The organism is Halostagnicola sp. A56, assembly GCF_000691505.1.
In the GTDB taxonomy this organism is placed as follows: domain Archaea; phylum Halobacteriota; class Halobacteria; order Halobacteriales; family Natrialbaceae; genus Halostagnicola.
Genome location: NZ_JMIP02000014.1, coordinates 121174 through 146683 on the forward strand (window position 1 = coordinate 121174; position 25510 = coordinate 146683).

Annotated in this window: 22 protein-coding genes, 1 tRNA gene and 1 pseudogene; 12 read left to right on the plus strand and 12 right to left on the minus strand. The window is 63.3% G+C overall.

Annotated features, from left to right (window positions below; all coding sequences use genetic code 11):
• Positions 1–3 precede the first annotated feature (3 nt).
• The 7 genes from nuoL to EL22_RS02435 all read left to right on the plus strand — a co-directional run bounded on the left by nuoL (position 4) and on the right by EL22_RS02435 (position 9835).
• Positions 4–2043, plus strand: coding sequence for an NADH-quinone oxidoreductase subunit L (gene nuoL / locus EL22_RS02405; protein ID WP_050049992.1), 2040 nt, complete (start codon positions 4–6; stop codon positions 2041–2043).
• On the plus strand, positions 2040–3575 hold the full coding sequence (locus tag EL22_RS02410) for a NuoM family protein (RefSeq protein ID WP_050049993.1): 1536 nt from the start codon (positions 2040–2042) through the stop codon (positions 3573–3575). The genes nuoL and EL22_RS02410 overlap by 4 nt, the downstream gene beginning before the upstream one ends.
• Complete coding sequence (locus tag EL22_RS02415) at positions 3575–5083, plus strand: NADH-quinone oxidoreductase subunit N (protein ID WP_050049994.1); 1509 nt, start codon at positions 3575–3577, stop codon at positions 5081–5083. Before EL22_RS02410 ends, EL22_RS02415 begins: the two co-directional genes overlap by 1 nt.
• A gap of 40 nt (positions 5084–5123) precedes the next feature.
• Entirely contained in the window at positions 5124–6623 is a 1500-nt protein-coding gene (locus EL22_RS02420) for a DHH family phosphoesterase (protein ID WP_050049995.1), read from the plus strand.
• A 66-nt stretch (positions 6624–6689) separates the two neighbouring features.
• Entirely contained in the window at positions 6690–7496 is an 807-nt protein-coding gene (locus EL22_RS02425) for a CBS domain-containing protein (RefSeq protein ID WP_050049996.1), read from the plus strand.
• 173 nt (positions 7497–7669) lie between these two features.
• Complete coding sequence (locus EL22_RS02430; RefSeq protein WP_050050483.1) at positions 7670–9007, plus strand: M28 family peptidase; 1338 nt, start codon at positions 7670–7672, stop codon at positions 9005–9007.
• 45 nt (positions 9008–9052) lie between these two features.
• Entirely contained in the window at positions 9053–9835 is a 783-nt protein-coding gene (locus EL22_RS02435; protein WP_050049997.1) for an NAD(+)/NADH kinase, read from the plus strand.
• Positions 9836–9878: 43 nt separating this feature from the next.
• Here the strand turns inward: EL22_RS02435 and EL22_RS02440 are convergent, their stop codons facing one another.
• The 9 genes from EL22_RS02440 to EL22_RS16990 all read right to left on the minus strand — a co-directional run bounded on the left by EL22_RS02440 (position 9879) and on the right by EL22_RS16990 (position 16372).
• Positions 9879–10103 (minus strand): hypothetical protein, encoded by a 225-nt coding sequence (locus tag EL22_RS02440; protein ID WP_050049998.1) that lies wholly within the window; start codon positions 10101–10103, stop codon positions 9879–9881.
• 106 nt (positions 10104–10209) lie between these two features.
• Entirely contained in the window at positions 10210–10893 is a 684-nt protein-coding gene (gene nth / locus EL22_RS02445; protein WP_050049999.1) for an endonuclease III, read from the minus strand.
• 120 nt (positions 10894–11013) lie between these two features.
• Positions 11014–12066: a methionine synthase gene (locus tag EL22_RS02450; protein WP_050050000.1), complete on the minus strand. Its 1053-nt coding sequence runs from the start codon at positions 12064–12066 to the stop codon at positions 11014–11016.
• 481 nt (positions 12067–12547) lie between these two features.
• The gene (locus EL22_RS02460; RefSeq protein ID WP_050050002.1) at positions 12548–14644 is read right to left on the minus strand and encodes a minichromosome maintenance protein MCM; all 2097 of its coding nucleotides are present in this window, start codon (positions 14642–14644) and stop codon (positions 12548–12550) included.
• A gap of 188 nt (positions 14645–14832) precedes the next feature.
• Positions 14833–15309, minus strand: coding sequence for a hypothetical protein (locus EL22_RS02465; RefSeq protein WP_050050003.1), 477 nt, complete (start codon positions 15307–15309; stop codon positions 14833–14835).
• Positions 15302–15457: a hypothetical protein gene (locus tag EL22_RS16985; RefSeq protein ID WP_156184030.1), complete on the minus strand. Its 156-nt coding sequence runs from the start codon at positions 15455–15457 to the stop codon at positions 15302–15304. Before EL22_RS16985 ends, EL22_RS02465 begins: the two co-directional genes overlap by 8 nt.
• Positions 15450–15602 (minus strand): hypothetical protein, encoded by a 153-nt coding sequence (locus EL22_RS17830; RefSeq protein WP_197075827.1) that lies wholly within the window; start codon positions 15600–15602, stop codon positions 15450–15452. Before EL22_RS17830 ends, EL22_RS16985 begins: the two co-directional genes overlap by 8 nt.
• Positions 15599–16087, minus strand: a complete 489-nt coding sequence (locus EL22_RS02470; protein WP_082146641.1) for a hypothetical protein — start codon at positions 16085–16087, stop codon at positions 15599–15601. The genes EL22_RS17830 and EL22_RS02470 overlap by 4 nt, the downstream gene beginning before the upstream one ends.
• A 132-nt stretch (positions 16088–16219) precedes the next feature.
• A tRNA-Met gene (locus EL22_RS16990) sits at positions 16220–16372 on the minus strand.
• A gap of 123 nt (positions 16373–16495) precedes the next feature.
• On the opposite strand from EL22_RS16990, the pseudogene EL22_RS02475 reads away from it, so the two are divergent.
• Positions 16496–17784: pseudogene (locus EL22_RS02475) on the plus strand (hypothetical protein).
• A 33-nt stretch (positions 17785–17817) separates the two neighbouring features.
• Here EL22_RS02475 and EL22_RS02480 read toward each other — a convergent pair.
• A complete protein-coding gene (locus EL22_RS02480; RefSeq protein WP_050050004.1) occupies positions 17818–18171 on the minus strand; it encodes a DUF5830 family protein in 354 nt (117 codons plus the stop codon).
• A 90-nt stretch (positions 18172–18261) separates the two neighbouring features.
• Here EL22_RS02480 and EL22_RS02485 point away from each other — a divergent pair, with 90 nt between their 5' ends.
• From EL22_RS02485 to gcvPB, 4 genes are all read left to right on the plus strand, one after another.
• The gene (locus EL22_RS02485; RefSeq protein ID WP_050050005.1) at positions 18262–18993 is read left to right on the plus strand and encodes a TVP38/TMEM64 family protein; all 732 of its coding nucleotides are present in this window, start codon (positions 18262–18264) and stop codon (positions 18991–18993) included.
• Between the two features lie 74 nt (positions 18994–19067).
• Positions 19068–20405, plus strand: coding sequence for a hydroxymethylglutaryl-CoA synthase (gene hmgB / locus EL22_RS02490; protein ID WP_050050485.1), 1338 nt, complete (start codon positions 19068–19070; stop codon positions 20403–20405).
• Between the two features lie 272 nt (positions 20406–20677).
• On the plus strand, positions 20678–22012 hold the full coding sequence (gene gcvPA / locus EL22_RS02495; protein WP_050050006.1) for an aminomethyl-transferring glycine dehydrogenase subunit GcvPA: 1335 nt from the start codon (positions 20678–20680) through the stop codon (positions 22010–22012).
• Positions 22012–23484 carry an aminomethyl-transferring glycine dehydrogenase subunit GcvPB gene (gcvPB, locus tag EL22_RS02500; protein WP_050050007.1) on the plus strand — a complete coding sequence of 491 codons (1473 nt, stop codon included), beginning with the start codon at positions 22012–22014 and terminating at the stop codon, positions 23482–23484. The genes gcvPA and gcvPB overlap by 1 nt, the downstream gene beginning before the upstream one ends.
• Before the next feature lie 76 nt (positions 23485–23560).
• On the opposite strand, the gene secY is transcribed toward gcvPB, so the two are convergent.
• Entirely contained in the window at positions 23561–25015 is a 1455-nt protein-coding gene (gene secY / locus EL22_RS02505; RefSeq protein WP_050050008.1) for a preprotein translocase subunit SecY, read from the minus strand.
• 3 nt (positions 25016–25018) lie between these two features.
• Positions 25019–25510 (minus strand): uL15m family ribosomal protein, encoded by a 492-nt coding sequence (locus tag EL22_RS02510; RefSeq protein ID WP_050050009.1) that lies wholly within the window; start codon positions 25508–25510, stop codon positions 25019–25021.

Genomic DNA, 25510 nt, shown 5'->3' on the forward strand with positions numbered 1-25510 from the left:
AAGATGGAAGGGATCTTTACCTACGCACCGGCGATAGCACTGCTCCCGCTCGCGGCCTTCGTGGTCGCACTCTGCTTTGGCAACGCGATGCCGAAGAAGGGTGCCATCGCGGGTATCTTCGCGACGGCCGGTTCCCTCGGCCTCTCGCTGTTGATGCTGGCGGCCGTCGCGAGCGGCGAGGTACACCACGAAACGTACTACCAGTGGGCTGCCGGCGAGACGGCGGGCCACAGCGCCGCCCAAGGGATCGAGTTCACGTTCGGCATCCTGATCGATCCGCTCTCGGCGCTGATGCTCGTGATCGTCTCGCTGATCGCGCTGCTCGTCCACGTCTTCAGCCTCGGCTACATGAACGCCGAGGGCGAGACGGGGCTGCCGCGATACTACGCCGAGCTCGGCCTGTTTACGTTCAGCATGCTCGCGTTCGTCTACGCGGACAACCTGCTGATGGCGTTCATGTTCTTCGAGCTGGTCGGGCTCTGCTCGTACCTCCTGATCGGCTTCTGGTTCAGAACCGAGTCCGCGCCCTCGGCCGCGAAGAAGGCGTTTCTGGTCACCCGCTTCGGTGACTACTTCTTCCTCGTCGGCGTCGTCGCGATCGGCGCGACGTTCGGCACGCTCGCGTTCGCAGGCGACAACTCGTTCGTCGCCCAGGCGGAGGCCGCCTTAGACGGCGGCGAGACGCTGTTCGGGTTCGACGCCCGGACGTGGATCACGATCACCGGCCTGCTCGTGTTAGGCGGCGTGATCGGCAAATCCGCGCAATTCCCGCTCCAGACCTGGTTGCCCGACGCGATGGAAGGCCCGACGACCGTGTCGGCGCTCATCCACGCGGCGACGATGGTCGCGGCCGGCGTCTACCTCGTCGCACGGATGTTCGGGTACTACGCGCTCTCGCCGACCGCGCTTGGCATCATCGCCTTCGTCGGCGGCTTTACCGCACTGTTCGCGGCGTCGATGGCGGTCGTCAAAGATGACATCAAACAGGTGCTGGCGTACTCGACGATCAGCCAGTACGGCTACATGATGCTCGGGCTGGGCGTCGGCGGCTACGTCGCCGGGGTCTTCCATCTGATGAACCACGCCTTCTTCAAGGCGCTCTTGTTCCTCGGTGCCGGTGCCGTCATCATCCTCATGCATCACGAACAGAACATGTGGAAGATGGGCGGACTGAAAGAAAAGGCCCCCGTCACCTACTACACCTTCCTCGCGGGCGCGCTCGCGCTCGCCGGAATCATCCCGTTCTCGGGCTTCTGGTCCAAAGACGAGGTCCTCTACGACGCGCTCATCCTCGGCCTCGAGAACCAGCTCTACCTCGCGGCGTACGCGATGGGGCTCATCGCGGTCTTTTTCACCGGCTTTTACACCTTCCGCATGGTGGTTCTCACGTTCCACGGAGAGCCGCGCTCGGAAGCGGCCGAGGACCCACACGACATCGGCTGGAGCGTCAAAGCGCCGCTGATCGTCCTCGGCCTTCTCTCGCTGACTGCCGGAATCGCGAACCTCGCACCCGTCGGGAAGCTACTGGACATGGATATCATGTTCCTCGAGATGTGGCTCGACGGCCACTACGGCGGCCTCGAGGAGCTGACATACGGTGCTTACAGCGACACGCTGGCCCACGAGACGGGAGCGATCGCTGGCTCCGAACAGACGACGTTGCTCGTCGGAGCGGCGCTCTCGCTCGGACTGGCTCTGAGTGGTGCGGGACTGGCGTGGACGCTCTACAGCGGCTCCGATCCCGCACAGCACACTCAGCGGCTGGGTTCGGTTCGGGAACTCCTCCGAAGTAACTACTACCAGGACGAGTTCCAGGTGTGGCTCGCCGAGGGCCTGACGCTGCCGGTCGCCCGAACGGCCGATCGGTTCGACCAATCGGTCATCGACGGCGTCGTCGACGGCGTCTCGAGCGTGAGCCTGTTCGGAAGCGGCTGGATCAAGCGGATCCAGACCGGAATCGTGACTAACTACGCCGCGTTGATAGTCGGCGGATTCGTCGGGTTACTTGTCGTCCTCGGCGTGTACGGAGGGTGGTTCGTATGATGATCGAGTTACTAATCGGCGTCGCACTGCTCGGCGCGCTCGTCACGTTCGTCGCGCCGAATCGTATCGCAGGAAAGCTCGCGTTCGCGATCAGCCTCGTGCCCGCGGCGCTGAGCGTCTACATGTTCACCGCGTTCGACGGCAGCGGGAACGCCTTGCTCGCCGACGGCGGCGTGATCGCCTTCGAATCCTCGACGGAGTGGATTCGACTCGGCGAGTACACCATCTCGTGGTTCGTCGGCCTCGACGGCATCAGCCTGCCGCTGGTCGTCCTCACGACGGTGTTGATCACGCTCGCCATCGTGAGTTCGTGGACACCCATCGACGACCGAGAGTCGCAGTTCTACGGACTACTCCTGTTCATCGAGGCGAACCTGATCGGCGTCTTCACGGCGCTCGATTTCTTCCTTTGGTTTATCTTCTGGGAGGCGGTCCTGATCCCGATGTACCTGCTGATCGGGATCTGGGGCGGCCCGCGCCGGAAGTACGCCGCGATCAAGTTCTTCGTCTACACGAACGTGGCGTCGCTCGTGATGTTCGGCGCGTTCGTCACGCTCGTGTTCAGCCTCGACGTGACGACGTTCGCGCTGCCCGCCATCACGACGGCGATGCTCGAGACCGGCCCGCAGGCGGAAATCTTCGGCCTCGGCGGCACGTCGCTGGCCTCGGCGGTCTTCCTCGCGATGTTCCTCGGGTTCGCGGTGAAGGTGCCGATCGTTCCGTTCCACACGTGGCTGCCGGACGCCCACGTCGAAGCGCCGACACCGGCGTCGGTGCTGCTGGCGGGCGTCCTGCTGAAGATGGGGACCTACGCGCTCTTGCGGTTCAACTTCACGATGTTCCCCGAGGAAGTTATCAGCGCGTTCGCCGTCCCGATCGCGGCCATCGCCGCGATCAGCGTCATCTACGGCGCGCTGTTGGCGCTCGCACAGACGGACCTCAAACGCGTGGTCGCGTACTCCTCTGTCTCCTCGATGGGCTACGTGATCCTCGGATTGGTCGCGTTCACCCAGTTCGGCGTGGGCGGTGCGACCTTCCAGATGGTCTCACACGGCCTCGTCTCGGGGCTGATGTTCATGGCGGTCGGCGTCATCTACAACGCGACCCACACCCGGATGCTCACCGATATGTCCGGGCTGGCCGACAAGATGCCTCTCGCCGTCGGCGTGCTCATCGCCGGCTCGTTCGCCTACATGGGCCTGCCGCTGATGAGCGGATTCGCCGCCGAATACTTCATCTTCTTCGGCTCGTTCGGCTCGGAGTTCCTCGAGTACGCGCCGCTTATCACCGCGGTGGCGATGTTCGGCATCGTCATCGTGGCCGGCTACTTGCTGTTCGCGCTCCAGCGGGCCGTCTTCGGACCGTATCTGCTGGAGACCGACTACGAAATCGGTCGCGCGCCGCTACACGACATCGCGCCGATGTTCGTGTTGCTCGCGATCATCATCGCACTCGGCGTCGCACCGGAGTTGATCTTCGACATGATAACCGACGCAGTCGATCCAATCCTCGAGAACGGGGGTGAGTGGTGATGTTGCCGATAGAGTTCGCCGGCTGGGCGGGACTCGCGCCGGTGTACGTGCTGGTGGCGACCGCCCTCGTCCTCTTTGCCGTCGATAGCATCGATCCGCGGAAAACGAACCGCACGCTGCTCGCGGGGACGGCGACCGCGGGGTCGCTCGTCGCGCTCGCCGTCGCTGTCTGGTTCCTGCTCGCGGGCGTCGGAACGCCCCAGGTCGACGGCGGATTCGGCGTCATCGAACTCCACGAGGGCCAGCTCGTCGTCGATCAGCTAGCACTGTTCTTCATGGTCGTCATCGCGACCGTCACGTCGCTCGTGTCCGTCGCGAGCTACGACTACATGGAGGGCCACACCTACCAGGCCGAGTACTACTCGCTCACGCTGCTTGCGGCGACCGGGATGGCGACGATGGCAGCCTCGAACAGCCTCGTCACCATCTTCATCGCTCTCGAGCTCACGAGTCTGCCGTCCTACGCGCTCGTCGCGATCTTAAAGGACAACCGCGGCAGCATCGAAGCCGGGCTGAAGTACTTCCTCATCGGAGCGCTCTCCTCGGCAATCTTCGTGTACGGGATCAGTCTCGTCTACGGCGCGACCGGCTTCCTGCAACTCGAGGCGATCGCGAACAACCTCGAGTCGGGGTACGGGCCGCTGCTCGGACTTGGCATCCTCATGTTGCTCGGCGGCTTCGCGTTCAAGACCGCGAGCGTTCCGGTCCACTTCTGGGCGCCCGAGGCCTACGAGGGAGCACCCGCGCCGATCGCGGCGTTTCTCTCCTCGGCCTCGAAGGCCGCCGGCTTCGTCATCGCGTTCCGCGTGTTCACGACGGCGTTCCCGCTCGAGACCACGACCGCCGTCATCGGCATCGACTGGTCAGTCCTGTTTACGGTGCTGGCTATCGCCACGATGACGATCGGGAACTTCGCAGCGGCCACTCAGGAGAACGTAAAACGGATGCTGGCGTACTCCTCTGTCGGTCACGCCGGCTACGCGCTGATCGGATTGGCCGGACTCGGAGCCGGCGTAAACGATGTCGTGATGGGTGCGGCGCTGATGCACCTATTCGTCTACGGCTTCATGAACACTGGCGCGTTCCTGTTCGTCGGCCTGGCCGAGTACTGGGGCGTCGGCCGGACCTTCGAGGACTACAACGGGCTGTCGGCGAAGGCGCCGGTCGCCTGTGCCGCCATGACGGTGTTCATGTTCAGCCTCGCCGGAATCCCGCCCTTCGGCGGCTTCTTCAGCAAGTACTTCCTATTCACTGCGTCGATCGACGCGGGAATGTTCGCCGTCGCCGCCGCGCTCGTGATAAACAGCGCGCTGTCGCTGTATTACTACTCGCGGCTTATCAAGGCGCTCTGGATCGAAGAGCCGATCGGTGAGCGCGACGCACTCTCACAACCGCTCGGGCTCTACGCCGCGATCGTCTTCGCGGCCGTGATGACCGTCGTCGTCCTGCCCGGGTTCGGCCCGGTCGCCGACGTCGCCGTCGACGCCGCTGCGGCGATCGTCGCCTAAAACCCGGTAGCTTTTATCCGCAGGAGTCACAATCCGCGGTATGGTTTTTCGGCTCGTGCTCGGCTGTGGCTCCGTCGGCCAGCCGATCGTCGAGCAACTCGCGACCAGTGACGGCCGATTGCTCGTCATCGCGGACGCTCCGAGCCTCGTCGAGACACTTCGAGACGAGAGCGTTCCGGCGCGTCTCGACGACCCGACCGATCCGGCCGTCCTCGACGGGCTCGAGACGCCCGACGAGATTTTCATCGCGGGCGATCGGACCGACGTCAACCGGACCGCACTCGAGCGGACCCGCGAGCGGTTTCCGGTCGCCTCGATCGTCGCCTACCTCGGCGGAAACGCGACGGCGTCCGATCGTGAGGCGTTCGAATCGCGAGCCGACAGGATCGTCGACCCGACCGACGCGCTGGCTGCAGACATCGTGGACAAAACGGCCAGCCGGTCGGCGAAACACGCGATTGATCTCCGCGCGCAACTCTCGAGCATCAACGGCCGGCTCGGCGTGTTCATGCACGACAACCCGGATCCCGACGCCATCGCGAGCGCGGTCGCGCTCGTCGAGATCGCAGAGCGCGTCGGCCTCGAGGCCGACGCGTGTTACTTCGGCGATATCTCCCACCAGGAGAACAGGGCGATGGTGAACCTCCTCGAGTTAGAGCTCGCGAACTTCACGCGAGACGATCCCCTCGGGATGTACGACGCGTTCGCGCTGGTCGATCACGCCCGCCCCGGCGTCAACGACCAACTCCCCGAAGAACTCCACGTCGACATCGTGATCGACCACCACCCGCCGCGGGGGCCCGTTGCCGGCGAGTTCGTCGATCTCCGCGAGGAGGCCGGCGCGACGAGTACGATCATGACCGAGTACCTACAGCGGTTCGGGTTCGAAATCGGATCGCGGATCGCGACGGCGTTGCTCTACGGCATCCGGATCGATACCAACGACTTCGCTCGCGAGGTCTCGGCGATGGACTTCGAGGCGGCCTCGACGCTGTTGCCGGCGGTCGATCAGACCAAAATCGACCAGATCGAACAGCCGACGATCGGCGGCGACACGCTCGAGATCATCGCCCGCGCGATCAAGAACCGCGACCAACGCGAGTCGGTCGCCGTCGCGGGCGTCGGGCGCATCGCGGACCGAGACGCGCTGCCTCAGGCGGCGGATCAGCTCCTTGCGATGGACGGTGTGAGTACGACGCTCGTCTTCGGGTTTCGCGACGAGATGGTATTCCTGTCGGCCCGATCTCGAGCGAGCAACGTCGACCTCGGCGAGACGCTCCGGGACGCGTTCGATCCGATCGGCAGCGCCGGCGGCCACGCCGACATGGCCGGCGCACAGCTCGAGATCGGCATTCTCGGCGGGGCCGACGACGAGGACGAACTGAACTCGATCTTCAGCGTCATCGAGGAGGTCATCACCGATCGCTTCTTCGAAGCGATTCGGACGCGACCCGGCACGCCGGTCGGGGCCTACGACCGGACCAGCGAGTGGCTGTTTCAGCCGGACGACGGAGAGCGAAACGACGGCGAGTCGGCGTGAAGCAACTCGATCCCGGAACGGCCGGAACGCACAGTACTTTTGCGGTCCGGCAGCGAACGAACGCGTATGGACGTTGTTCCGGAGGGGAAACCGCCGGTCAAAGAGTACATGACACGAGAGGTCGAAACCGTATCGCCCGATTCGACCGTCTTCGACGTCGCATCGCGGATCGCCGAGAGCGACGAGCACAGCGGCTTTCCGGTCTGTGACCGGCGTCGGGTCGAGGGGTTCATCAGCGCGCGGGATCTCCTGTTGGCCGACGACAACGAGCCGATTTTCAAGGTGATGACGACCGATATTCTGGTCGCCCATCCCGAAATGAAACTGACGGACGCAGCTCGCGTTATCCTGCGGTCGGGGATCCAGAAACTCCCCGTCGTCGACGACGCCGGCAACCTCGTGGGGATCGTTTCGAACGCCGACGTGATCCGGAGCCAGATCGAGCGGGCCACCCCCGAGAAAGTCGGAAAGCTGATCCGGACCTTAGAGCAGATCCACGAAATCGACCTCACACAGGAGCGGCGGACGGTTCCGCTGGCGGACCTGATTCCGACCCAGGGACGGGTCTACGCCGACGAACTCGAGGGGCGGCGTTACGAACTCGAGAACGGGTTGGCCGAACCGCTCGTCGTCATCGATAACGACGGGACGTTGCTGCTCGCCGACGGCCATCATCGAGTGCTCGCTGCAGATCGGTTATCGATCGACGAGATGGACGCGTACGTCATCGTGGTCGACCGCGAGATCGACCTCGGAATGGCGAAGACGGCGGCAAAGGAAGACCTCGAGGGAATCAACGATATCGACGTCGTCGACTACGCGCGCCACCCGCTCGTCGAAACCACCGAACGGTTACAGCCCGACGACGAGTAGGCGAGGGGTAAAATCGTAGCGCACTCTCGGCCACGAGCCCGCCGGACGCGACGGCATCCGATCCGCGGCGACGATTTTCGACGGACTCTCACCCACGGTGACGGTTCTTGACGGATATGCACTCGTATCGACGATTCCCGAAAGATTACACCCTCGAGTGCGTAGACGTCGCCATGAGCACGTGGATCGGCGAAACGTTCACGAGCGACGCCGGCTGGAATCACCTCGAGGAACTGGTCGACATCGGGTCTCGGATGGCGGGCAGCGACGGCGAGCGCGAGGCCGCGGAACGGACGCGGAGGGCGCTCGCCGACGCCGGCGCGCGAAACGCGCGCCTCGAGTCGTTCGGCGTGCAGGGGTGGACCCGCGGCGAGAGTTCGATTCGGAGCGAAGGGTCCTCGTCGTCGCTCGGCCTCGAGCATGCCTCGATCGCGCTCCCGCGGAGTCCGTCGGCGACCGCCACCGCCGAACTGATCGACCTCGGATACGGGCTCCCGGAATCGTTCGCCGAGACGGATATAGACGGGAAGGTCGTCATGGTCAGAAGCGACGTGCCGGATCACTACGAGCGCTACGTCCACCGGCGAGAGAAGTACTACCACGCGGTCGACAGCGGTGCGGTCGGATTCATCTACCGAAACCACGTCGAGGGCTGTCTGCCGCCGACCGGAAGTGTCGGAACGCCGGCCGATCCGATCGGTGAGATTCCAGCGCTGGGCGTCTCGAGCGAACTCGGCGCGCGTCTCGCCCGCCGGTTCGACGGCGAAGAGATCACGATCGAGGTCGAAGCCGATGTCGGCGACGCGACGAGCCAGAACGTCCACGCCGAACTCGGCCCTGAAACGGACGACCGGGTCCTCGTGACGAGCCACGTCGACGCACACGACATCGCCGAGGGGGCGCTCGACAACGGTGCCGGGACCGCCATGGTCGTCGAACTGGCGACCGCCCTCGCTCGGCGCGAAGACGACCTCGAGACGCGAGTGGAGTTCGTCGCCTACGGCGCGGAGGAGGTCGGTCTCGTCGGGTCGGAACACTACGCCGAGCAAGCTACCCACGACGACATCGTCGCCGTCGTCAACAACGACGGCGTCGTCGGCGATCGAACGCTCTCGCTTACGTGTCACGGGTTCGACGGCCTCGAGTCCGCGGCGGAGATGGTTTCCGATTGGTTCGACCACCCGATCGAGACGGATCCCGGCCTCGGCCCGCACAGCGATCACTGGCCGTTCGTTCAGTGGGGCGTACCGGGCTATCACGTCAAAAGTACGTCCGACGAGGTCGGTCGGGGATGGGGCCACACCTACGCCGACACGCTCGAGAAACTCGAGAAACGAACGCTACGCGAACAGGCCGTGTTGTTGACCGAACTCGTCGTCCACCTCGCGAGCGACGCGGTCACGATCGATCACCGCGCTCCCGACGCGATAGCCGCCGATCTCGAGGAACAGAGGCTGGCCGAAGGGATGCGCATAACGGGCGACTGGCCGTACGACAGCGACGGGAACTGAACGCACATCCGCACGTTTTTGGTCGGGCCGCGGGAACTGACGGCTATGGAATCCGCCGCGTGGACTGCGGGCGACGAGCCGGTCGCCGGCGTCGTCGGTACGGGCTCGGATTCGTCGGCAGACGAGCCCTCGCTCGAGGAGTCGCTCGAGGGCATCCTCGCAGAATACGGCGGCTCGGTCGTACCCGGTTCGGTCGAGACGGTCTGTAGAGCGGACCCGTCTTTCGTTGTCGCACTCGGCGACGCCGCGCTGTTCGGACTCCTGCAGTCGGGAGCGTGTATCGACGTGCCCGTGCTTCCGGTCGACTGTCGCACGGAGATCGATGGGACACGCCGGAATTCACTCACAGACGCGGTCAGAACGGTTCTCGAGGGCGACGCGCGCGTTCGCGTCCACCCGGTTCTCGCGGTTCGGATCGGCGATGGACGGCGCCATCGAGCGCTCTGGGACGTGACGCTCGCCACCGACGAACCGGCTCGAATCTCCGAGTTCAGTATCGAGAGTCAGGGAGAGTCGATCGACCAGTTTCGCGCCGACGGCGTCGTCGTCGCGACGGCGGTCGGCAGTCACGGCTACGCGAACGCCGTCGACGGGCCGATACTTTCGGCAGCGATCGAGGCCGTGGTCGCAGCACCGATCGCTCCGTTCGACACTCACACCGATCGCTGGGTGCTCCCAAACGACGACCTCACCCTCTCGGTCGAACGCGACGAGAGTGCCGTCGCGGTGTCGGTCGACGGGCGAACGCTCGATACGATTACCGTCGACACGCGCGTCCACATTACCGCGGATGGGACGCTCTCGACGCTCCTGATTCCGGACGAATAGCGGCGCTGATACTCGAGACCCGGCGATTGGACGGATGCATCCCCTAGCTGTTGTGGGGTTCTTCGTCCCGGTGGTTGTCGGGATTTTCCTGCTCCAGCGCCTCGTTCTCGCGCTCGACCGACTTGTGTTCGATATCCTGCCGGCGCTGTTCCTCGTCTCGCCGCTCTCGGGCCTCCTTTTCCTCCTCGGTGAGCTCCTCGTCTTCCTCGGCCGTCGTATCCTCTTTTGCCAGTTCGACGTCTCGCCCGTGTTCGTCTTTTTCGGACATACAAGCCACCTCCTGTGATGGGCTAACTGGAGTTCGAACAAAAGCGCGCGGCCGGAACACGCAAGCCGACGGTGTGTCGAGCGACGACGCTGACACGCAGACGCGGTTACCAGACGTCACCCGACGCCAGATCGATCTCGCTATCACCTTTCTCGGACGGACAGATGTCAGCGAGCACGCAGTCGCTACAATCGGGATTCTGTGCGGAGCAGATCGCTCGCCCGTGGTCGATACAGAGATGTGTAAACTGCTGCCAGTAATCCTCGGGGACGATTTCGATCAGATCTTCCTCGATGCGTTCGGGGTAGCTTTCCTCGGTGAGCCCCAGCCGCCTCGAGAGCCGCTGGACGTGCGTGTCGACGACGATCCCCTCGACGATGTCGTGGCCGTGCTGGAGGACGACGTTCGCCGTCTTTCTCCCGACGCCCGGCAAGTCGGTGAGATCGGTCATCGTGTCCGGAACCTCGCCGTCGTGTTCCGCGACGATTTTCTCACAGGCGGTGCGAATGTACTCTGCCTTGTTGTTGTAGTAGGTGATCGAGTTCAGCGCCTCGGCGAGTTCCTCCTGTGGCGCGTTCGCGTAGTCTTCCGGGCCGTCGTAGGTCTCGAACAGCGGTTTGGTCTCCTTGTTGACCCGCTCGTCCGTACACTGGGCAGAGAGGATGACCGCGATCAGCAACTCGAGTCGGTTCGAGTACCGAAGCGAAATCGTCGAGTCGGGGTAGGTCTCCTCCAGCCGGTCGACGATTGCTGCGGCCTGCTCGGTCCGCGTCTCGCGTGGCGTTCCCATAGCCTCCGGTTGGACTGTCGGGCTTTCAGCGTTCGGATTTTGGGTCGATTCAAAGCCGAGGTTGGTTGAGTGTTGTCTATCGAGCCAGAGCGAAACCGATCAGTTGCTGAGACCGACACCTCAGTCAGCAACCTCGAGCGTACCGGCGTCGAGTTCGGCTTCGATCTCTCGAGTCGCCTGCACCATGTTTTTCATCTTGCCAAAGGCGATCTCTCGCGGGAGGAGTTTCAGCCCGCAGTCTGGGCTGATCGTCAGCCGCTCGGGTGGAACGACCTCGAGGCCGTGTTTGATGTTGGCTTTGATTTCTTCGACGGACTCGACCTCGGCAGTGTGTACGTCGACGGCGCCGAAGCCGAGATTCTTCGTGAATGTCGGTTCTTTGAACACCTCGAGTTGGTCGTAGTCGCCGTTGTTGAGCTCGAGGTCGAACTCGTCGACTGGGAACTCGAGGATCTCGGGATAGATCCGGGAGTAGTCCCCGTAGCAGACGTGGAGGCCGATGTAGACATCTTCGGGGATTCCATCGACGACCGTCTCGAGACAGTCGCCGACGATGGCGTAGTCCTCGGGCGTCGTCGCGAGGGCGGCTTCGTCGATCTGAATGTATCGCGCACCAGCGTCGACGAGTTTTCGAATTTCTGTGTTGACCAACTTAGCAACTGCCGCGGCGAGTTCCGCGTCGTCTTCATAGACTTCGTTGAAACACCATGTGGCGAGCGTGTATGGGCCAGTGATTGGAACTTTGACTGGTTTGGAGGCAACCTTGCTGGTAAACTCATATTCGTTGACGAGCCAGCTTTCGTCGTATTCGACCTCGCGACGCACGCTCGGTTTGTCGAAGTAGTTGTGTCCCCAAACTTTCACGAGGCCGTTGAACTCGTAGCCCTCGATCCGCTCTGCAAAGTATTCGACCATCTCGTTGCGCCGCATCTCTCCGTCGGTGATGACATCCAGCCCCGAACGTTCGTGTTCGGTCGTGATGAGCCGGGCAGCATCATCTTTAGCTTCCTCCCACTCCGATTGACCGAAGTCAGCTTCAGGGTCTTCGAACAGGTCTCGAGCGCGGTTGTGCCACTTCGGTTTGGGTGCGGCACCGACGACAGTCGTCAGCAAGAAGTGGTCGTTCGGGTGATCAGATGGCCTGAATTGGTCGCGCAAAGCGGGATCCGTCACGCCTGGGCCTCCGTCGAGATGGCCGCCGTTCGTTTCTCCAGAGAGAAACCCGGTCGTCTCGGAGAGCTACTCGATTGGTCGAATCCATCAACCGTTGTCTGTGGTTCTGCTGGGATCCATTGGGTTGCCAGTCGTATCGATTGCATACATGTTCTCGCTAATACATAACCTAACATAATACTAGTTTGTTGTGCGATCTTCTCGCGGAGTATCCACCGGTCGTTGATACCGATCCAGACCCGGCCATCCGATCCCGCCACCACGAACAGATCGTCATTCGAACGAGCGGCCACGATCGCTCGATTGATCTTATTGAGGCCGTAGCGACCTCGAGAGAGAAGTCCGAGTACCGAGGGCTTGCTCGCGAGCGGCGGTTGGATCTGGCCGCTTTGGTAGTCGACGGTTCGAACGACCTGCTCGTAGATGGCCTTAGACTCTTTGCGCCGATCTGCTCTAGCCTGATGCGATCCGGAAGACATCGTCACCGACCTCCGATGAACCGAACGTAGCCAGTCTGGGGCTCGATCGCCGTGCCGTGTTTGTTCATCATCTTCGTGATGTCGGACTCGACACGGTGCGGATCGTAGTCGTGGCTGTCTTCGAGGGAGGCAGTCACGGTATCGATCGCGACCATGCTGTCGTCAGCTTCGTCCTGGGCATCGCAGATGAAGTCCCGAATCACTCGCATTCGGTCCTTCTGACTCTTCGATGAGCCCGATTCGACGACATCGGCGTCGAACTCCCCGTCTTCGTTCTTGCCGATATCCTCCATCGACGAACCCACGATCTCGGTGCAGATGCGTGCGTGACGTTCCGTGATGACCTCGGAGAGCTCGAACTTCGCGATGGCTTCGGCGACGCGGACGACGTCCTCGAGCTTCCGGAAGGTGACGGGAACGGGCGAGTTGTCCTTCACGTCGTAGAGGCGACGCAGTTCGAGGAAGCTACTCCGGAGTGTTTCCTTGACGTTGTCCGATGCGAACGGTGGCGCTGGCTGTTGCTTCGCGACGGCGATCCACTTGCGGAAGATTTCGGGGTCGACTGGTGGCTCGATCTCGTCGTCGACCTCGAGGCCTTGCTCATCTCGCTTTGCGGCATCGCGCGAGTCCAACACGTGGTCGGCGATCTCCCGGTCGTCGTCCTGGTCGGGGACGTCTTGGACGGTGAAGATGAGGTCGAACCGGGAGAGGAGATCAGACCGGAGGTCGAACTGGTCCGGGATGGGTTCGTAGGGATCGAAGCGACCGTCCCGGGGGTTGGCAGCCCCGAGCACTGCGGCCTCGGTCCGAAAGGTAGCCGTTTCGCCGGCCAGTGAGGCGTTAATCTTCTGGTTGCTCATCGGCTCGAGCATCGACGCCCGGACGTCTGGCTTCATGTCGTCGAGCTCGTCGACGCAAACTGTCCCGCCGTTGGCCTTGACGAATGCGCCGGCTTTCAGCGTCCAGTCGCCATCGCCGAAATCGTCCTGCTCGGCTGCGACCGTGAGGCCAGGGCCTGTTGCCCGACGGCTCGTCACACCGACAGTCCGCCAGCCGAGGTCCTGGGCGCGAGCGATCAGCTTCGACTTCGCTGTGCCGGGATCGCCGATAAGGAGGACGTGGATGTTGGATCGGTCCGAGTCACCGTCGGCGTATTCGATTCGGTCTCCCGACACCATCGCGAGGATCAGCGCCTTCTTTTCCGTGTCGTATCCGAACACCTTCGTCGAGAGGCTTTCTGCAGCGACCTCGAGCGGCGGGCCTTCCGCGCCGTTGGCGAGGTCCTCGATCCGGGAGCGCTCTTCGGCGGAGACGTCCAGATCCTGTTGGTCCGTCTCCTCTATCGAGATGTGTTCCCCCTCAAGGTAGGGGTCGAACTTGGCTTTCTTCGTGTTCCCCGAGGTCTCCTGGTTGAAGTGGATCGTTCCGGAAACGACGACGCGATCGCCGATCGTCGCCTCGCCACAGATGTCGTCCTCGACGAACGCGTCGATCTTCTGGCCAGCGCCATCGGCGAGCTCCGGCGGGACCTTGATGCGGAGTTTCTGTGCGTCGACGAACTCCGACTGGTCGAAGTTGACCTGGAACGGTCCCTGTCGCTCACAGCCCTGGCACTCGTGCGGTTCCTGGAAGTCCGAGTCCGACTGTGGGATCCGATTGAGCGTGCCGCAAAGCTGGCACTCGAACGCCGCCTCTTCGACTTTCGGATAGACGTCAGTCGCTTTCGTCACCTCGCCACGGATCCCTCGGTAGGCCCCGAGGTGTTTCGAAGGGGAGAACTCGCCTGGATAGTACGTGTACTCCGGCGGGAGGTTATGCACGCGTACGTGGGCCTGCCCGAGTGAGATGTCGATCGGGAGGTCGTACACGCGCAGCGCCTCTTCGAGGTAGCGTTGCAGTTGTTCCGGTTGCGAGAGGACGTCGTCGGCGACGTTCGGATCGAACTGATAGAGATCGTCGTAGTCGACCTCGAGAGACCGGCTCTCTTTCGGATAGTGCTGTGCGAGTTGCTTGACCTCCTCGCTGTAGTACCGCCGGAGGAAGTCTCCGAGGCGATCGGCGAGAGGTTTCGATGTGTCGTCGGATTGAGTTTGTGGCATTTTCGTGACGGCGCGTTTTCGTCCGCGAAGAAAACCGAATTAGCCGGACCCCGACGCCAGAGACGGCGTCGGACGGCGTCGGATTCGGTAGACCTCACGGTAGTCGACAGTTGTTTACACACTACACTACAACTACATTTACACTGGGTGAAACGGAGGTGGGATTCCTCGTTGGAAGGAAGTCATTCTTAGACCAGCCCCTCCGAATCCGTTTTCTTCGCGGACGAAAACGAAGCGCCAGTTCGAGCCTCCGCTGCGTCGACGGTCAGTTGCTTGCCTTTCCCGGAGGGGTTCTTGTACTCGAATCCCGGGGCGCTCGCGGCGAGTCGCATCAGCTTGTAGCAGTAGTCCGCACTGGGCTCGCCGTCGAACACACTCCACATGATGTCGTTGTAATCGAGGGAGGCCCGACCGTGGCCGTCGACGGCTCGCTCGAAGGCGTGCTCGCGAACGCGACCGACACGACCATCGCGACCGAGATCGTCGTACGATTGATCCTCGTCGAACTCCTGGTATCGGAGCTCCAGTGCGGTAAGTCGGTCCTTCAGGTCGCGTTTCTCCTGGGTGAGGTCCTCGACATCGTCCTCGAGGTCGGTGCATCGGTGCATCGCTCGCTGTGCGACCTCGAGGGCGTCCGAAGCGCTAACGTCTGGACCGTCACTCATCGAGATCACGCTCCAGGTCCTCGAGGCGCTGGTCGATGGAATCGAACTCGCTATCGATGGTGGCGAGCTCGTCGTCGATCTCGAGACAGTGACCGAGTGCTCGCTGGGAGATCGCCATCGCGTCCGATGCGGTGTCCGTTTCAGACATGGCGGATCACCGGATAGCCGCCAGTGCAGTTGTCACAGACTGTTCGTTTCCCGTACGTGGGGTGTCGGATGACGACATCGGCGCGCTCGTGGCAGCCGAGTGCTCCGCAGGCCGGCTCCGATGGATCGTCGCTCTGGGCGCTCATCGCCGACCACCTCGTTCGATCTCCTCGGGATCGAAGATCCGACTCCACGCGATTTGAGCGTAGTCGGGCCGATTGTCGGCTTCGATCCAGGACGACACCAGCTCGTCGACCTCCGCCGCCGGCACCAGCTTCATCGCGATGATCGACCGGCTGGGATTGGGCTCGCAGACGGCGAAGAGGTAGACCGCATCCTGCTCGAGCAGGTACTCGTGCTGTCCCTTCCGGAGGTAGTACCGTCCGCGGGTCTGACTCTCGCCGTAGACGACCATCACCGACTTGATCTCGAGATCGGTGCCACTCTCGATGGCCGAGAGCGAGTCTGCCATCTGGAGCAGGTCGTCGGCCTCGATCGCCGCTAGCGCTCGCGCATCGATATGGACGTCGACGTCGTCGCCGACGTGCTCGATCTCGGGGATCGCCTGGACGACTTCGGAGGCGGCGTTCTCCCCACCGCGTTTTGCGCAGATCTTCGTCTGGGAGCTCACGCAGAAACACCCCCGTTAGCCGTCGATATCGCGGCATGTGATATACTCTTAGTAGTATCGGAAGTAACGGAAGTCCCACAAACACCCGCTGAACGGGGTGTTTTTACGTGGGCATGTAAAGAATCTGATGAGTGCCCGGGGAGGGCTCCGAACCCTCGATCTCCGCATGTCCCAGGTCCGAGGCTCGGCAGAGTCCTCGAGGGACACGGAGGCTTCCAAGGCGAAACCGCACCGAATCTCTGAACCCTATGAGTGCGGCGCTATGTCCAGCTAAGCCACCCGGGCTCGTTCTCTCGTAGTGCGGTCCCTTTCTTTAACCTTCTCATTCGCGTCGTGCGTGCGTTCGGCCCGCATAGTAGACCCGACCTACCCACGGATTTATCACAGGTCATTGCGAACAGCGGACATATGAGCGTTCCCGGCATTGTACAGTCTACTCTCGGTACCGAAGAGATCGTCACGCGCGTCTCGCTCGGCGGGGACGACGAGCTCTTCATCACGCCGACGGACTCGATTATCTATCGTGCTGACGGATTGCTGAGCGACGAATCGGTCGAGGAGTTCCCCCACGACGCCGACCGATTGACGATTTCAGACGGGCGACGAAAGACGCGATTCACGCTCGAGTACGCCCTCGACGGCACTCGAGAGTTCACGGTTCCGTCGGGGTCGACGGACGACGTGCTCACGCCGCTCGTCGCTGGCGTGTTGAACGGCAACGGCATCTCAGACGCGGGTGAGGAAGTGATCCAGGCCTACCGGTTCAGCGAACTCACGCTGATCGTCACCAGCGACCGACTCGTCAAACACATCGGCGAGGCCGTGTGGGACGAGGACTTCGAGCAGTATCACTTCGACGACGTGACCAACCTCTCGTTCGAGGACGGCAGCGTCGCCACCCAGATCGTTCTCGAAGTCGAGGGACGACCGAAGCGGATCAAAGCGCCGAACGACGAGGCGGCTGACCTCCGAGAGCGCCTCGAGCGAGCGCTGTTTGCCTATCACGCGTCGATTCGCTGGTTCAGCTAAACGACGCCGTCGGTCACGAGACGGAACCAGAACCGAGCGAGGACCCTGCGACGGCCTTTGGCGAAGGTGTCGACCCGCTCGATGCGAACCCGCCGACGCCCGAGGAGTTGGACCACCAATCTGCAGACGGGTCGTCCGACGCGTCGAACGCGAACCAGACCTCGAGCGCCGGTTCGAACGCGGTGTCGGACGCCGATTCGAACGCCGTGTCGAGTGACGGTTCGAATCCAGACACGCGCGTCGGTTCGAACACGGCCTCGAGTGCCGAGGCGACCACCGAGGTGGACGCCAGATCGAACCAGCGGTCGGCCGTCGAAACCGCTCCCGACGAGAACTCACGGCAGGTCGACCCGCTCGCGGCGGGTTCGTCCCGAGACGGAGCCTCGGACCAGCACCTCGAGACCGCCGATCGGTCGTCGGGCTCCGAAACGGACGAAACCGCCGACCTGTCGGACGATCTGGAAGCAGACGCGACTGAGGGCACCGATTCGGCGGCGTCCCCCTCGTTCGGCGAGAGCGGCTTTACGGCCGCGACGGCGGGCACCGATCCGGAACTGCTCGAGCGACTCGACGAACTCGAGGAGACGGTCGCGAGGCAGACGGCGATGCTCGAGAAACAACAACAGACCATCGAACAGCTCATCACGGAACTCCGACAGGGACGATAGCGGCTACCGATTCGGGGCTCGCGCTTCGCTCACTTACTCGCGTCCAGTTACTTTTCGGATACACGAAGAACCGAAGGGACCGATCTCCCCGGCCTCGAGGTCGAGGAAGTGACCCGTCGAGAGCCCGGACCCACAGCGCTGACATTCGAAATCGCCCTCTTTCGTGATCACGTCTTCGCCGAAACTGACGTACTGGCGACTCTTCGGGCGGATGATGCCGTCGTCGCGTTCGATGATCCCTCGCAATTCCGCCTCGTCGAGGATCGTTCTGGTCACCGTCGGATCGGCGGTCACGATCTCGAGCCGGTCGACGGCGTCGGCGAGCGATAGCGACTCGTGTTCGAGTCGCTCGAGTATGGCCAGTCCCCGTTCGACGCGGTCGTCCATCGATGAGTGCTGGCCTGCGAAGGCGAATAAGCGTTGTGTCCCGGGTCGCGAGACACAAAACCTTCGGTAATCGAGCCAAAACGTCGGTCGATGACGCGGCTCCCGCGGCGTGCGATCGCAGGCGCGCTCCTCGTGAGCGCGATCGCTACGGCGGGAGCGTTGATCTCGCCGGGCGGAGCGAGCGCCGTTCTCGAGTCGATCGCCGGCGATCCGGTCCGGTTCACCCTCGTACTCGCGGGGCTGTATCTCGTTCGGCCGCTGTTCGCCTGGCCGACGACGCCGCTTTCGTTCGTGGTCGGCTACGGCCTCGGCGTGACGTTCGGAGTGCCGATCGCACTCGTCGGCGTCGTCGTCACCGTGACGCCGGTTTTCTTCGCGGTACGGTGGGCCGTCTCCGACCCGACGACGGAGTCGTTGGAGACGTTGCCGTTCGGCGAGACTCTCGATCGAGCCGGAAGCGCAATCGGTCGATACTATCGAACGGCGGGGCCGATTCGCGGGGTGGTCGCCTCGAGGCTCGCGCCGCTTCCGTCGGACGTCGCGACCTGCGCCGCCGCCGGAAGCGGCGTCTCATATCCCCAGTTCGTCGTCGGAACGGTGCTCGGCGAACTCCCGTGGACGGTCGCGGCGGTCGTGGTCGGATCGTCGGCCGCGACCGTCAGTACGCGCGGCCTCGGGCAACTGGGCGCGGTCGTCACTGTCGGTTGTCTCCTCGCGATCGTCGCCTTGCTTGCCGGACCGTTTGTCCGCACGTTCCGGACCGAATCCGCCGGACAGGGCCGTCATGAGGAGGAATCGAGCCCGTCGTCTGACTCGCGGTAGCGAACGAAGTCGAATCGACGGTCGTCGAAACAGTAAACGACAATACCATGTATCACGACACACAGTATCGACGTATGACCGCAGTCGGTATCGACGCCGTCGAAATCTGGACCGGTAACCTCAAACTCGATTTACCCGGCGTGTTCGCACCCGAGAAGGGCGAAGACCCCGAGAAATACACCAAAGGGCTCGGACTGAACGCCAGTTCGTTCCCCGACAGCTACGAGGACATCGTCACGATGGGTGCCAACGCGGCTCACCGACTGATGGAACGAAAGGGACTCGAGCCCGACGACATCGGTCGGATCGACGTCGCGACCGAGAGCGCCTTCGACAACTCCAAGCCGGTCTCGACGTACATCGCCGGCTGTCTCGAGTCGGTCTTCGAGGGCGACTTCCACCACGCGAACAAAGGCGAGCGGAAGTTCGCCTGCATCGCGGGCACCCAGAGTCTCGACGACGCGTACAACTGGATCCGCGCGGGTCGCAATCGCGGCCGCGGGGCGCTCGTGATCGCGACCGACACGGCGCTGTACGCTCGAGACGACCCCGGCGAGGCGACCCAGGGGGCGGGCGCGGTGGCACTCTATATCACCGAAGACCCGGATCTCGTTACGCTCTCGACCGAGCAGGGGTACGGCTCGGCCGACGAGACGGACTTTCTCAAGCCCAACCAGCAGTTCCCGAGCGTCGACGGTAAGCGCTCGGTGCAGGTGTACCTCGCTCGTATGCGCGAAGCGCTGGTCGATTACCAGAGCGTCGCGGGCGAACTCCACCTCGACGACGTTCGGTTCGTGCCGTTTCACACGCCGTTCCCCGGCATGGTTCGCAAGGCCGCGATGTTGGCCTACCGTCACATCATCCGCGATACGGCCGTCGAAGACGAACTCGCCGAGGAAATCGGCCGGCAACCGCGCTCCGAGGCGTTCGAAACCGACGAGGAGTTCCGCGATGCGCTCCGGGAGTACATGGACGGCCTCAAAGAGACCGACCGCTACCAGGAGTGGTACGCCGAAACGATCGACCCGACGCTGACGGTCGCTCGAGAGGTCGGCAACTGGTATACGGGCTCGGTCCACGTCGCCCGGATCAGCGCGCTCAAATACGCCGCAGAGCAGGGCGAAGACATCACCGGAGAGACGCTCGCGGTCGGCTCCTACGGCAGCGGTGCGCAGGCCGAAATCCACACGGAAGTCGTCCAGAACGGGTGGAAAGCGGAAATCGAAGCGCTCAATCTCGACGAGCAACTCGCGGATCGATACGAGTTGACCTGGGACGATTACGAGGAGATCCATGACGCACACAACCACGATATGGACGTCGATATCGAGCCGATGACCGATCCCGCCGGCGAGTTCGTCTTCGGCGGCTGGGGTCGGATGGGCGAACGGGAGTACGAGTACGTCGAGTAATCGACTGGTACCTCGAGTAAGCCCGGCGACCGCGTCGTCGGTAGTCAGCGAGGTCGACTAAACCGACGGCTCGAGGGAACAACTGAACCCCCCTGTTCGGGCCGGGCGGCGTCGAGGAAGATCCTGCAGATGGGTTTTGCGGCCAGTTCGCTTCGATTTGAACGAGTCTGCTATGACTCCACATCCGCTCTCCGTTCACGCACGTCTCCGTTCGACGAGACGGGAGCCGAAAGCGGAACACGGTTTTTGTGCCTCGGTGACCTTTCTCACCCATGAACGGATTACAGGCATCGGGGAGTCCGTACGCACCCCACACCGGCGAAACCCTCGAGGCGATGCTCGACGCGGTCGAGGCCGACACGGTCGAAGCGCTCTTCGACGTTCCCGAGGCGGTCCGGTACGACGGCGAGTACGGAATTGACGCCCGAACGGAACGGGAGACGCGCCGACTGGTCCGGTCGATACTCGAGCGTAACGACGACCTGACGGAACTGCTGGGACGGGGCCACTACGGCTACTACGTCCCGTCGGTCGTCGACCACCTGGCGGATCGCTCGGAGTTTCTGACCTCCTACACGCAGTACCAGCCCGAGAGTTCACAGGGGTTCTTGCAGGCGCTGTTCGAGTACCAGTCGCTGCTCGTCGAACTGACGGGTCTCGAGGTCGCGAACTGCTCGATGTACGACGCCGCGAGTGCGCTCGGGGAAGCGGCCACGCTCGCAAAGCGAGTGCGAACGGCCTCGGGCCATCGCGTATTCGTTCCCGAACTCCTGAGCGAGGGCCGACGGAGCACCCTCGAGAACTACGTTGCTGGCACCGATCTCACCGTCGAAACCTACGCGTGTGCGGACGGAACCGTCGACCTCGAGGCGCTCGAGCGGACGCTCGACGAGGAGACCGTCATGGTCTACGCGGAGAATCCGACGATTCGGGGAACGATCGAAGAACGGCTCCGCAAAATCGGGGCGGTCGCCGCCGACGCGGACGCGCTGTTCGTCCTCGGAACCGACCCGATCGCGCTCTCGTTGCTCCAGAAACCGGCCGACATCGGCGCGGACGTCGTTGTCGGCGACGCGAGCGTGCTCGGACTGCCCGCGAGTTACGGAATGGGACTCGGACTGTTCGCGACCCGCGAGTCGTACCTTCGGCAGGTTCCGGGTCGGCTCGTCGGTGCGAGCGAAGACGCGACGGGGAGACGCGCCTTCACGCTCACGCTCCAGACGCGAGAACAGCACATTCGTCGCGAGCGCGCGACCAGCAACATCTGTACGAATCAGGCGTGGGTCGCGCTCCGGACGGCGATCCACGCGGCGGCACTCGGACCCGACGGGATGATCGAACTCGCGAAACGCAGCGTCACTCGAGCCGAATCGCTCGCCGAGAGGGTCGACGCCCTCGTCGGCGCCAAAGCGCCCGTCCACGACCGGCGCCACTTCCGCGAGTTCGTCGCCCACGTCGACCAACCGGCGAAAGCGATCGCCGACGACCTCGAGCGAGACGGCTTCGCGGTCCACGTCGTCGGCGAACACGAACTACAGATTTGCGTCGCCGGCGTCAGGGATGTCGAACTCGAGGCGTTCGTCGACGCCCTCGAGGGGGTGCTCTGATGGGCGACGACAGCGCCGGGGAACCGCTCGGACGCGCCGACCCGAGCGGCCGCTCGCGGTACGACCAGGCCCGATACGTTCGAAACGGCGTCTACGAGCCCTTGCTCGTCGAGAAAGATCGAACGTGCGTCGAGATCGACGACTCCCCGCTGCCCGAGGACCTGACCAGGGACGACCTCGAACTCCCCGACCCGTCCGAACCGGAACTCGTTCGCCACTACACGCGCCTCTCCCAGATGATCTACGGGATCGACAGCGGTCCGTACCCGCTTGGCTCCTGTACGATGAAGTACAATCCGAAATTCACCGAAGACGTCGCGGCTCTCCCGAGCGCGCTCGTCCATCCGGCCCGCTCGGCCGATTCGATTCAGGGAACCCTCGAGGTGCTCGCCCGATTGCAAGATTTGCTCGGTCGCATCGGGGGCATGGACGCCGTGACCCTTCAGCCGCCCGCGGGGGCCGCCGGCGAGTTCGTCGGTATCCGCGTCGCCGCGGCCTACCACGAGCACAACGGCGAGGGCGACCGCAGCGAAGTGATGATCCCCGAGAGCGCCCACGGAACGAACTTCGCGACCGCCGCGCTCGGCGGCTACGACGTGGTCTCCCTGCCGAACGACGAGGACGGACGGGTCGACCTCGAGGCGCTCGAGGCCGCACTGTCGGAGGACACGGCGGCGCTGATGTTGACAAACCCGAACACATTGGGGCTGTTCGAACGCGATATCGAACGCATCGCCGAAATGGTCCACGACGCCGGCGGTCTGCTGTACTACGACGGCGCGAACCTGAACGCGCTGCTCGGTCGGGCCCGCCCCGGCGATATGGGCTTCGACGTGATGCACTATAACGTCCACAAGACCTTCGCGACGCCACACGGCGGCGGCGGGCCGGGTGCCGGACCGGTCGGCGTCGTCTCCGAACTCGCTCCCTTCCTCCCCGAACCACGAGTTCGCGAGGCAGACGGCGGTTACGAACTGTTTTCTCCCGAGCACTCGATCGGCCACGTCCATGGCTATCAGGGCAACTGGCTCGTCCTCGTGAAGGCGTTCGCGTACATCGCCAGACTCGGAGACGGCGGCCTCGCCGACTCGAGCGCGAAGGCCGTCCTCAACGCGAACTATCTCGCAAGCCAGATCGAGTACGACGTGCCCTACGGTCCGTTCCACCACGAGTTCGTCGCCAGCGCCGGCGAGCAAGACGCTGCCGACGTCGCAAAGCGAATGCTCGACTACGGCGTCCACCCGCCGACGACCAAGTGGCCCGAAATCGTCTCCGAGGCGCTCATGACCGAACCGACCGAAATCGAAAGCAAAGAGACGCTCGACCAGCTCGCGGCCGCGTTCAATGCCGTCGCCGAAGACGGAGACGAGGTCCTCGAGGCCGCGCCCGAACGAACGACTGCGCGTCGGATCGACCAGACGAGTGCCGCTCGGAACCCGCGACTGTCCTGGCACGCGCTCGAGGACGAGTAACGTCGCGCTCTCGGATCGTTGGGCCGCGTCGAGAAATCGAGAGACAAGAAAAAGCGTCGTCCGATCGAGGTGGCGGTTATTCGCCGCCGCCGAACATCTGGCGCATCATCGGGTGCATCTCCATCATCTGCTCTTCTGCGATCTCCTCGTACAGTTTGTACGTAATGGAGACGGCCAGCAGGAGGCCGGTCCCGTCGACCCCGCCGATGGTGCCGAGCATGTTCGCCCAGACGGCGAGCAGCCCGACGAGCGCACCGCCGATGACAGTCACTTGCGGGATGTACCGCTCCATGACCTTCTCGATGACGCCGACGTTCTGTCGGAAGCCCGGAATCTGCATCCCCGAGTTCTGGATCTGTTGGGCCGTCGCGTCCGGGCCCATGTCGGTCGTCTCGACCCAGAAGACCGCGAAGATCGCCCCGCCGATGACCATGAACGAGAGGTCGACGCTGACCCGGATCATGACCATCCACCATGCCTGGTCGACCTGCGCGGTCCACCACATCCAGTCCTGGGGCGAGTAAATTGGCGACACGTAGTAGAAGAACCCGGAAACGGGGGTTGATCCACTGTAGACGCCGAGTACGCTCGGCATCCCAACCTGCGTTTGGACGATCTGGCCGATGAACTGGATGTTCGCCTGCAGCGCGCGAACGAGGATCATCGGCAGGACGCTCGCGTAGATGAGCTTCACCGGGAAGCGGCCGCGAGCGCCTTTCACTCGAGAGTGACTCAACGGGATTTCGACGCGCACCGACTCGGCGTAGACGACGATTGCGAAGATCAGAATCGTCGTAAATAGTGCGAGGAGCTGTCCCTGATTGAGCAGGATCGTGCTCAGCCCGTCGCTACTGAAGACCGAACCGACGGCGATCTCGCCGGTAATGATGCGATACCAGTCGAAGAAGAACCCGCCGGCCTGGGGCTGGATGAATCCGGCGACCAGCCGCTGGCTGACGCCGGCGATGATGAACAGCCCGATACCGCTTCCGATCCCCCACTTGCTGACGACCTCGTCCATGTAGAGGACGAGGATCCCGCCGGCGAAGACCTGGGCGAACATCAGCAGTTTGATCTCCGTCGCTGAGAACGCGAAGCCGCCGAGTTGCAGCGACTGCTGGGCTGGGAGGATGCCGCCGGCGAACACCATCGGGAGCGCCGTCAGCGCGGTCATCGCGACGACGAGTACCTTCTGCAGTCCCTGGTAGAGGACCTGATCCCGGGGGTCGTCCGTGTCCAGACCGAGCAGATTCGCACCGCCGAGCAACTGCATGACGATGCTGGCCGTGACGATCGGGCCGATACCGACCTGGAGCAGCGAGCCCTGCGCACCGGCGATGACCGAGCGGAACTGACCGTAGATATCCTGTCCGCTCGCAGCGCCGAGCAAGTCGATGTTCGTCAAGAAGAAATACAACACGAGGATGCCCGCCGTCCACGCGAGCTTGCGCTTGAAGGGAACGTGTCCCTCCGGACGACGCACTGTCGGCATCCGCGTCAAAACCGGTTCGGCGGCTTCCTTCCATCCCATATGTTATTCCTCGTCTGATTCGTCGGCGTCGGCTTCAGCGTCCGCAGCCGCTTGCGCGCGCTCGGAGAGAACCGGCTCTCCGCCCGCGTCCTCGAGTTTTTCTCGAGCGGCATCGGTAAAGGCATCGGCCGTGATCGTGAGCGTGTTCCGGACCTGACCGGTGCCCAAGACTTTTACGACGTCTGCCTCGTGACCGTCTTCGACGACATCACGGGCATCGATTTCGTAGCCGTCACCGGATTCGTCGGCGAGGTCGTCCGCGACGTAGAGTGCGACGTCTTCGTCGAGCTTCTGGACGTCGATTTCGACGACATCGTCGCGAATACCCTGCGGTCGTTTGAAGCCGTGTTTGTGCTTCGGTTCGTAGTTGTGAAACTCGTGTTTTGAGCGCCCGGCGCGACCGCGTCCGCCGCGGTGGCCGGCTCCCCGACGATTCTTGTGGGAGCCGCCACTGTGCGTTCGCGAACCGCGTTGGCGTCGTTTTTTACTCGTCAT

Bases quoted from the DNA above. Each gene is read 5' to 3' on its own strand.
- nuoL (WP_050049992.1), top strand. From the start codon at position 4: ATGGAAGGGATCTTTACCTACGCACCGGCGATAGCACTGCTCCCGCTC.
- EL22_RS02410 (WP_050049993.1), top strand. From the start codon at position 2,040: ATGATGATCGAGTTACTAATCGGCGTCGCACTGCTCGGCGCGCTCGTC.
- EL22_RS02415 (WP_050049994.1), top strand. From the start codon at position 3,575: ATGTTGCCGATAGAGTTCGCCGGCTGGGCGGGACTCGCGCCGGTGTAC.
- EL22_RS02420 (WP_050049995.1), top strand. From the start codon at position 5,124: ATGGTTTTTCGGCTCGTGCTCGGCTGTGGCTCCGTCGGCCAGCCGATC.
- EL22_RS02425 (WP_050049996.1), top strand. From the start codon at position 6,690: ATGGACGTTGTTCCGGAGGGGAAACCGCCGGTCAAAGAGTACATGACA.
- EL22_RS02430 (WP_050050483.1), top strand. From the start codon at position 7,670: ATGAGCACGTGGATCGGCGAAACGTTCACGAGCGACGCCGGCTGGAAT.
- EL22_RS02435 (WP_050049997.1), top strand. From the start codon at position 9,053: ATGGAATCCGCCGCGTGGACTGCGGGCGACGAGCCGGTCGCCGGCGTC.
- EL22_RS02440 (WP_050049998.1), bottom strand. From the start codon at position 10,103: ATGTCCGAAAAAGACGAACACGGGCGAGACGTCGAACTGGCAAAAGAG.
- nth (WP_050049999.1), bottom strand. From the start codon at position 10,893: ATGGGAACGCCACGCGAGACGCGGACCGAGCAGGCCGCAGCAATCGTC.
- EL22_RS02460 (WP_050050002.1), bottom strand. From the start codon at position 14,644: ATGCCACAAACTCAATCCGACGACACATCGAAACCTCTCGCCGATCGC.
- EL22_RS02465 (WP_050050003.1), bottom strand. From the start codon at position 15,309: ATGAGTGACGGTCCAGACGTTAGCGCTTCGGACGCCCTCGAGGTCGCA.
- EL22_RS16985 (WP_156184030.1), bottom strand. From the start codon at position 15,457: ATGTCTGAAACGGACACCGCATCGGACGCGATGGCGATCTCCCAGCGA.
- EL22_RS17830 (WP_197075827.1), bottom strand. From the start codon at position 15,602: ATGAGCGCCCAGAGCGACGATCCATCGGAGCCGGCCTGCGGAGCACTC.
- EL22_RS02480 (WP_050050004.1), bottom strand. From the start codon at position 18,171: ATGGACGACCGCGTCGAACGGGGACTGGCCATACTCGAGCGACTCGAA.
- EL22_RS02485 (WP_050050005.1), top strand. From the start codon at position 18,262: ATGACGCGGCTCCCGCGGCGTGCGATCGCAGGCGCGCTCCTCGTGAGC.
- hmgB (WP_050050485.1), top strand. From the start codon at position 19,068: ATGACCGCAGTCGGTATCGACGCCGTCGAAATCTGGACCGGTAACCTC.
- gcvPA (WP_050050006.1), top strand. From the start codon at position 20,678: ATGAACGGATTACAGGCATCGGGGAGTCCGTACGCACCCCACACCGGC.
- gcvPB (WP_050050007.1), top strand. From the start codon at position 22,012: ATGGGCGACGACAGCGCCGGGGAACCGCTCGGACGCGCCGACCCGAGC.
- secY (WP_050050008.1), bottom strand. From the start codon at position 25,015: ATGGGATGGAAGGAAGCCGCCGAACCGGTTTTGACGCGGATGCCGACA.
- EL22_RS02510 (WP_050050009.1), bottom strand. From the start codon at position 25,510: ATGACGAGTAAAAAACGACGCCAACGCGGTTCGCGAACGCACAGTGGC.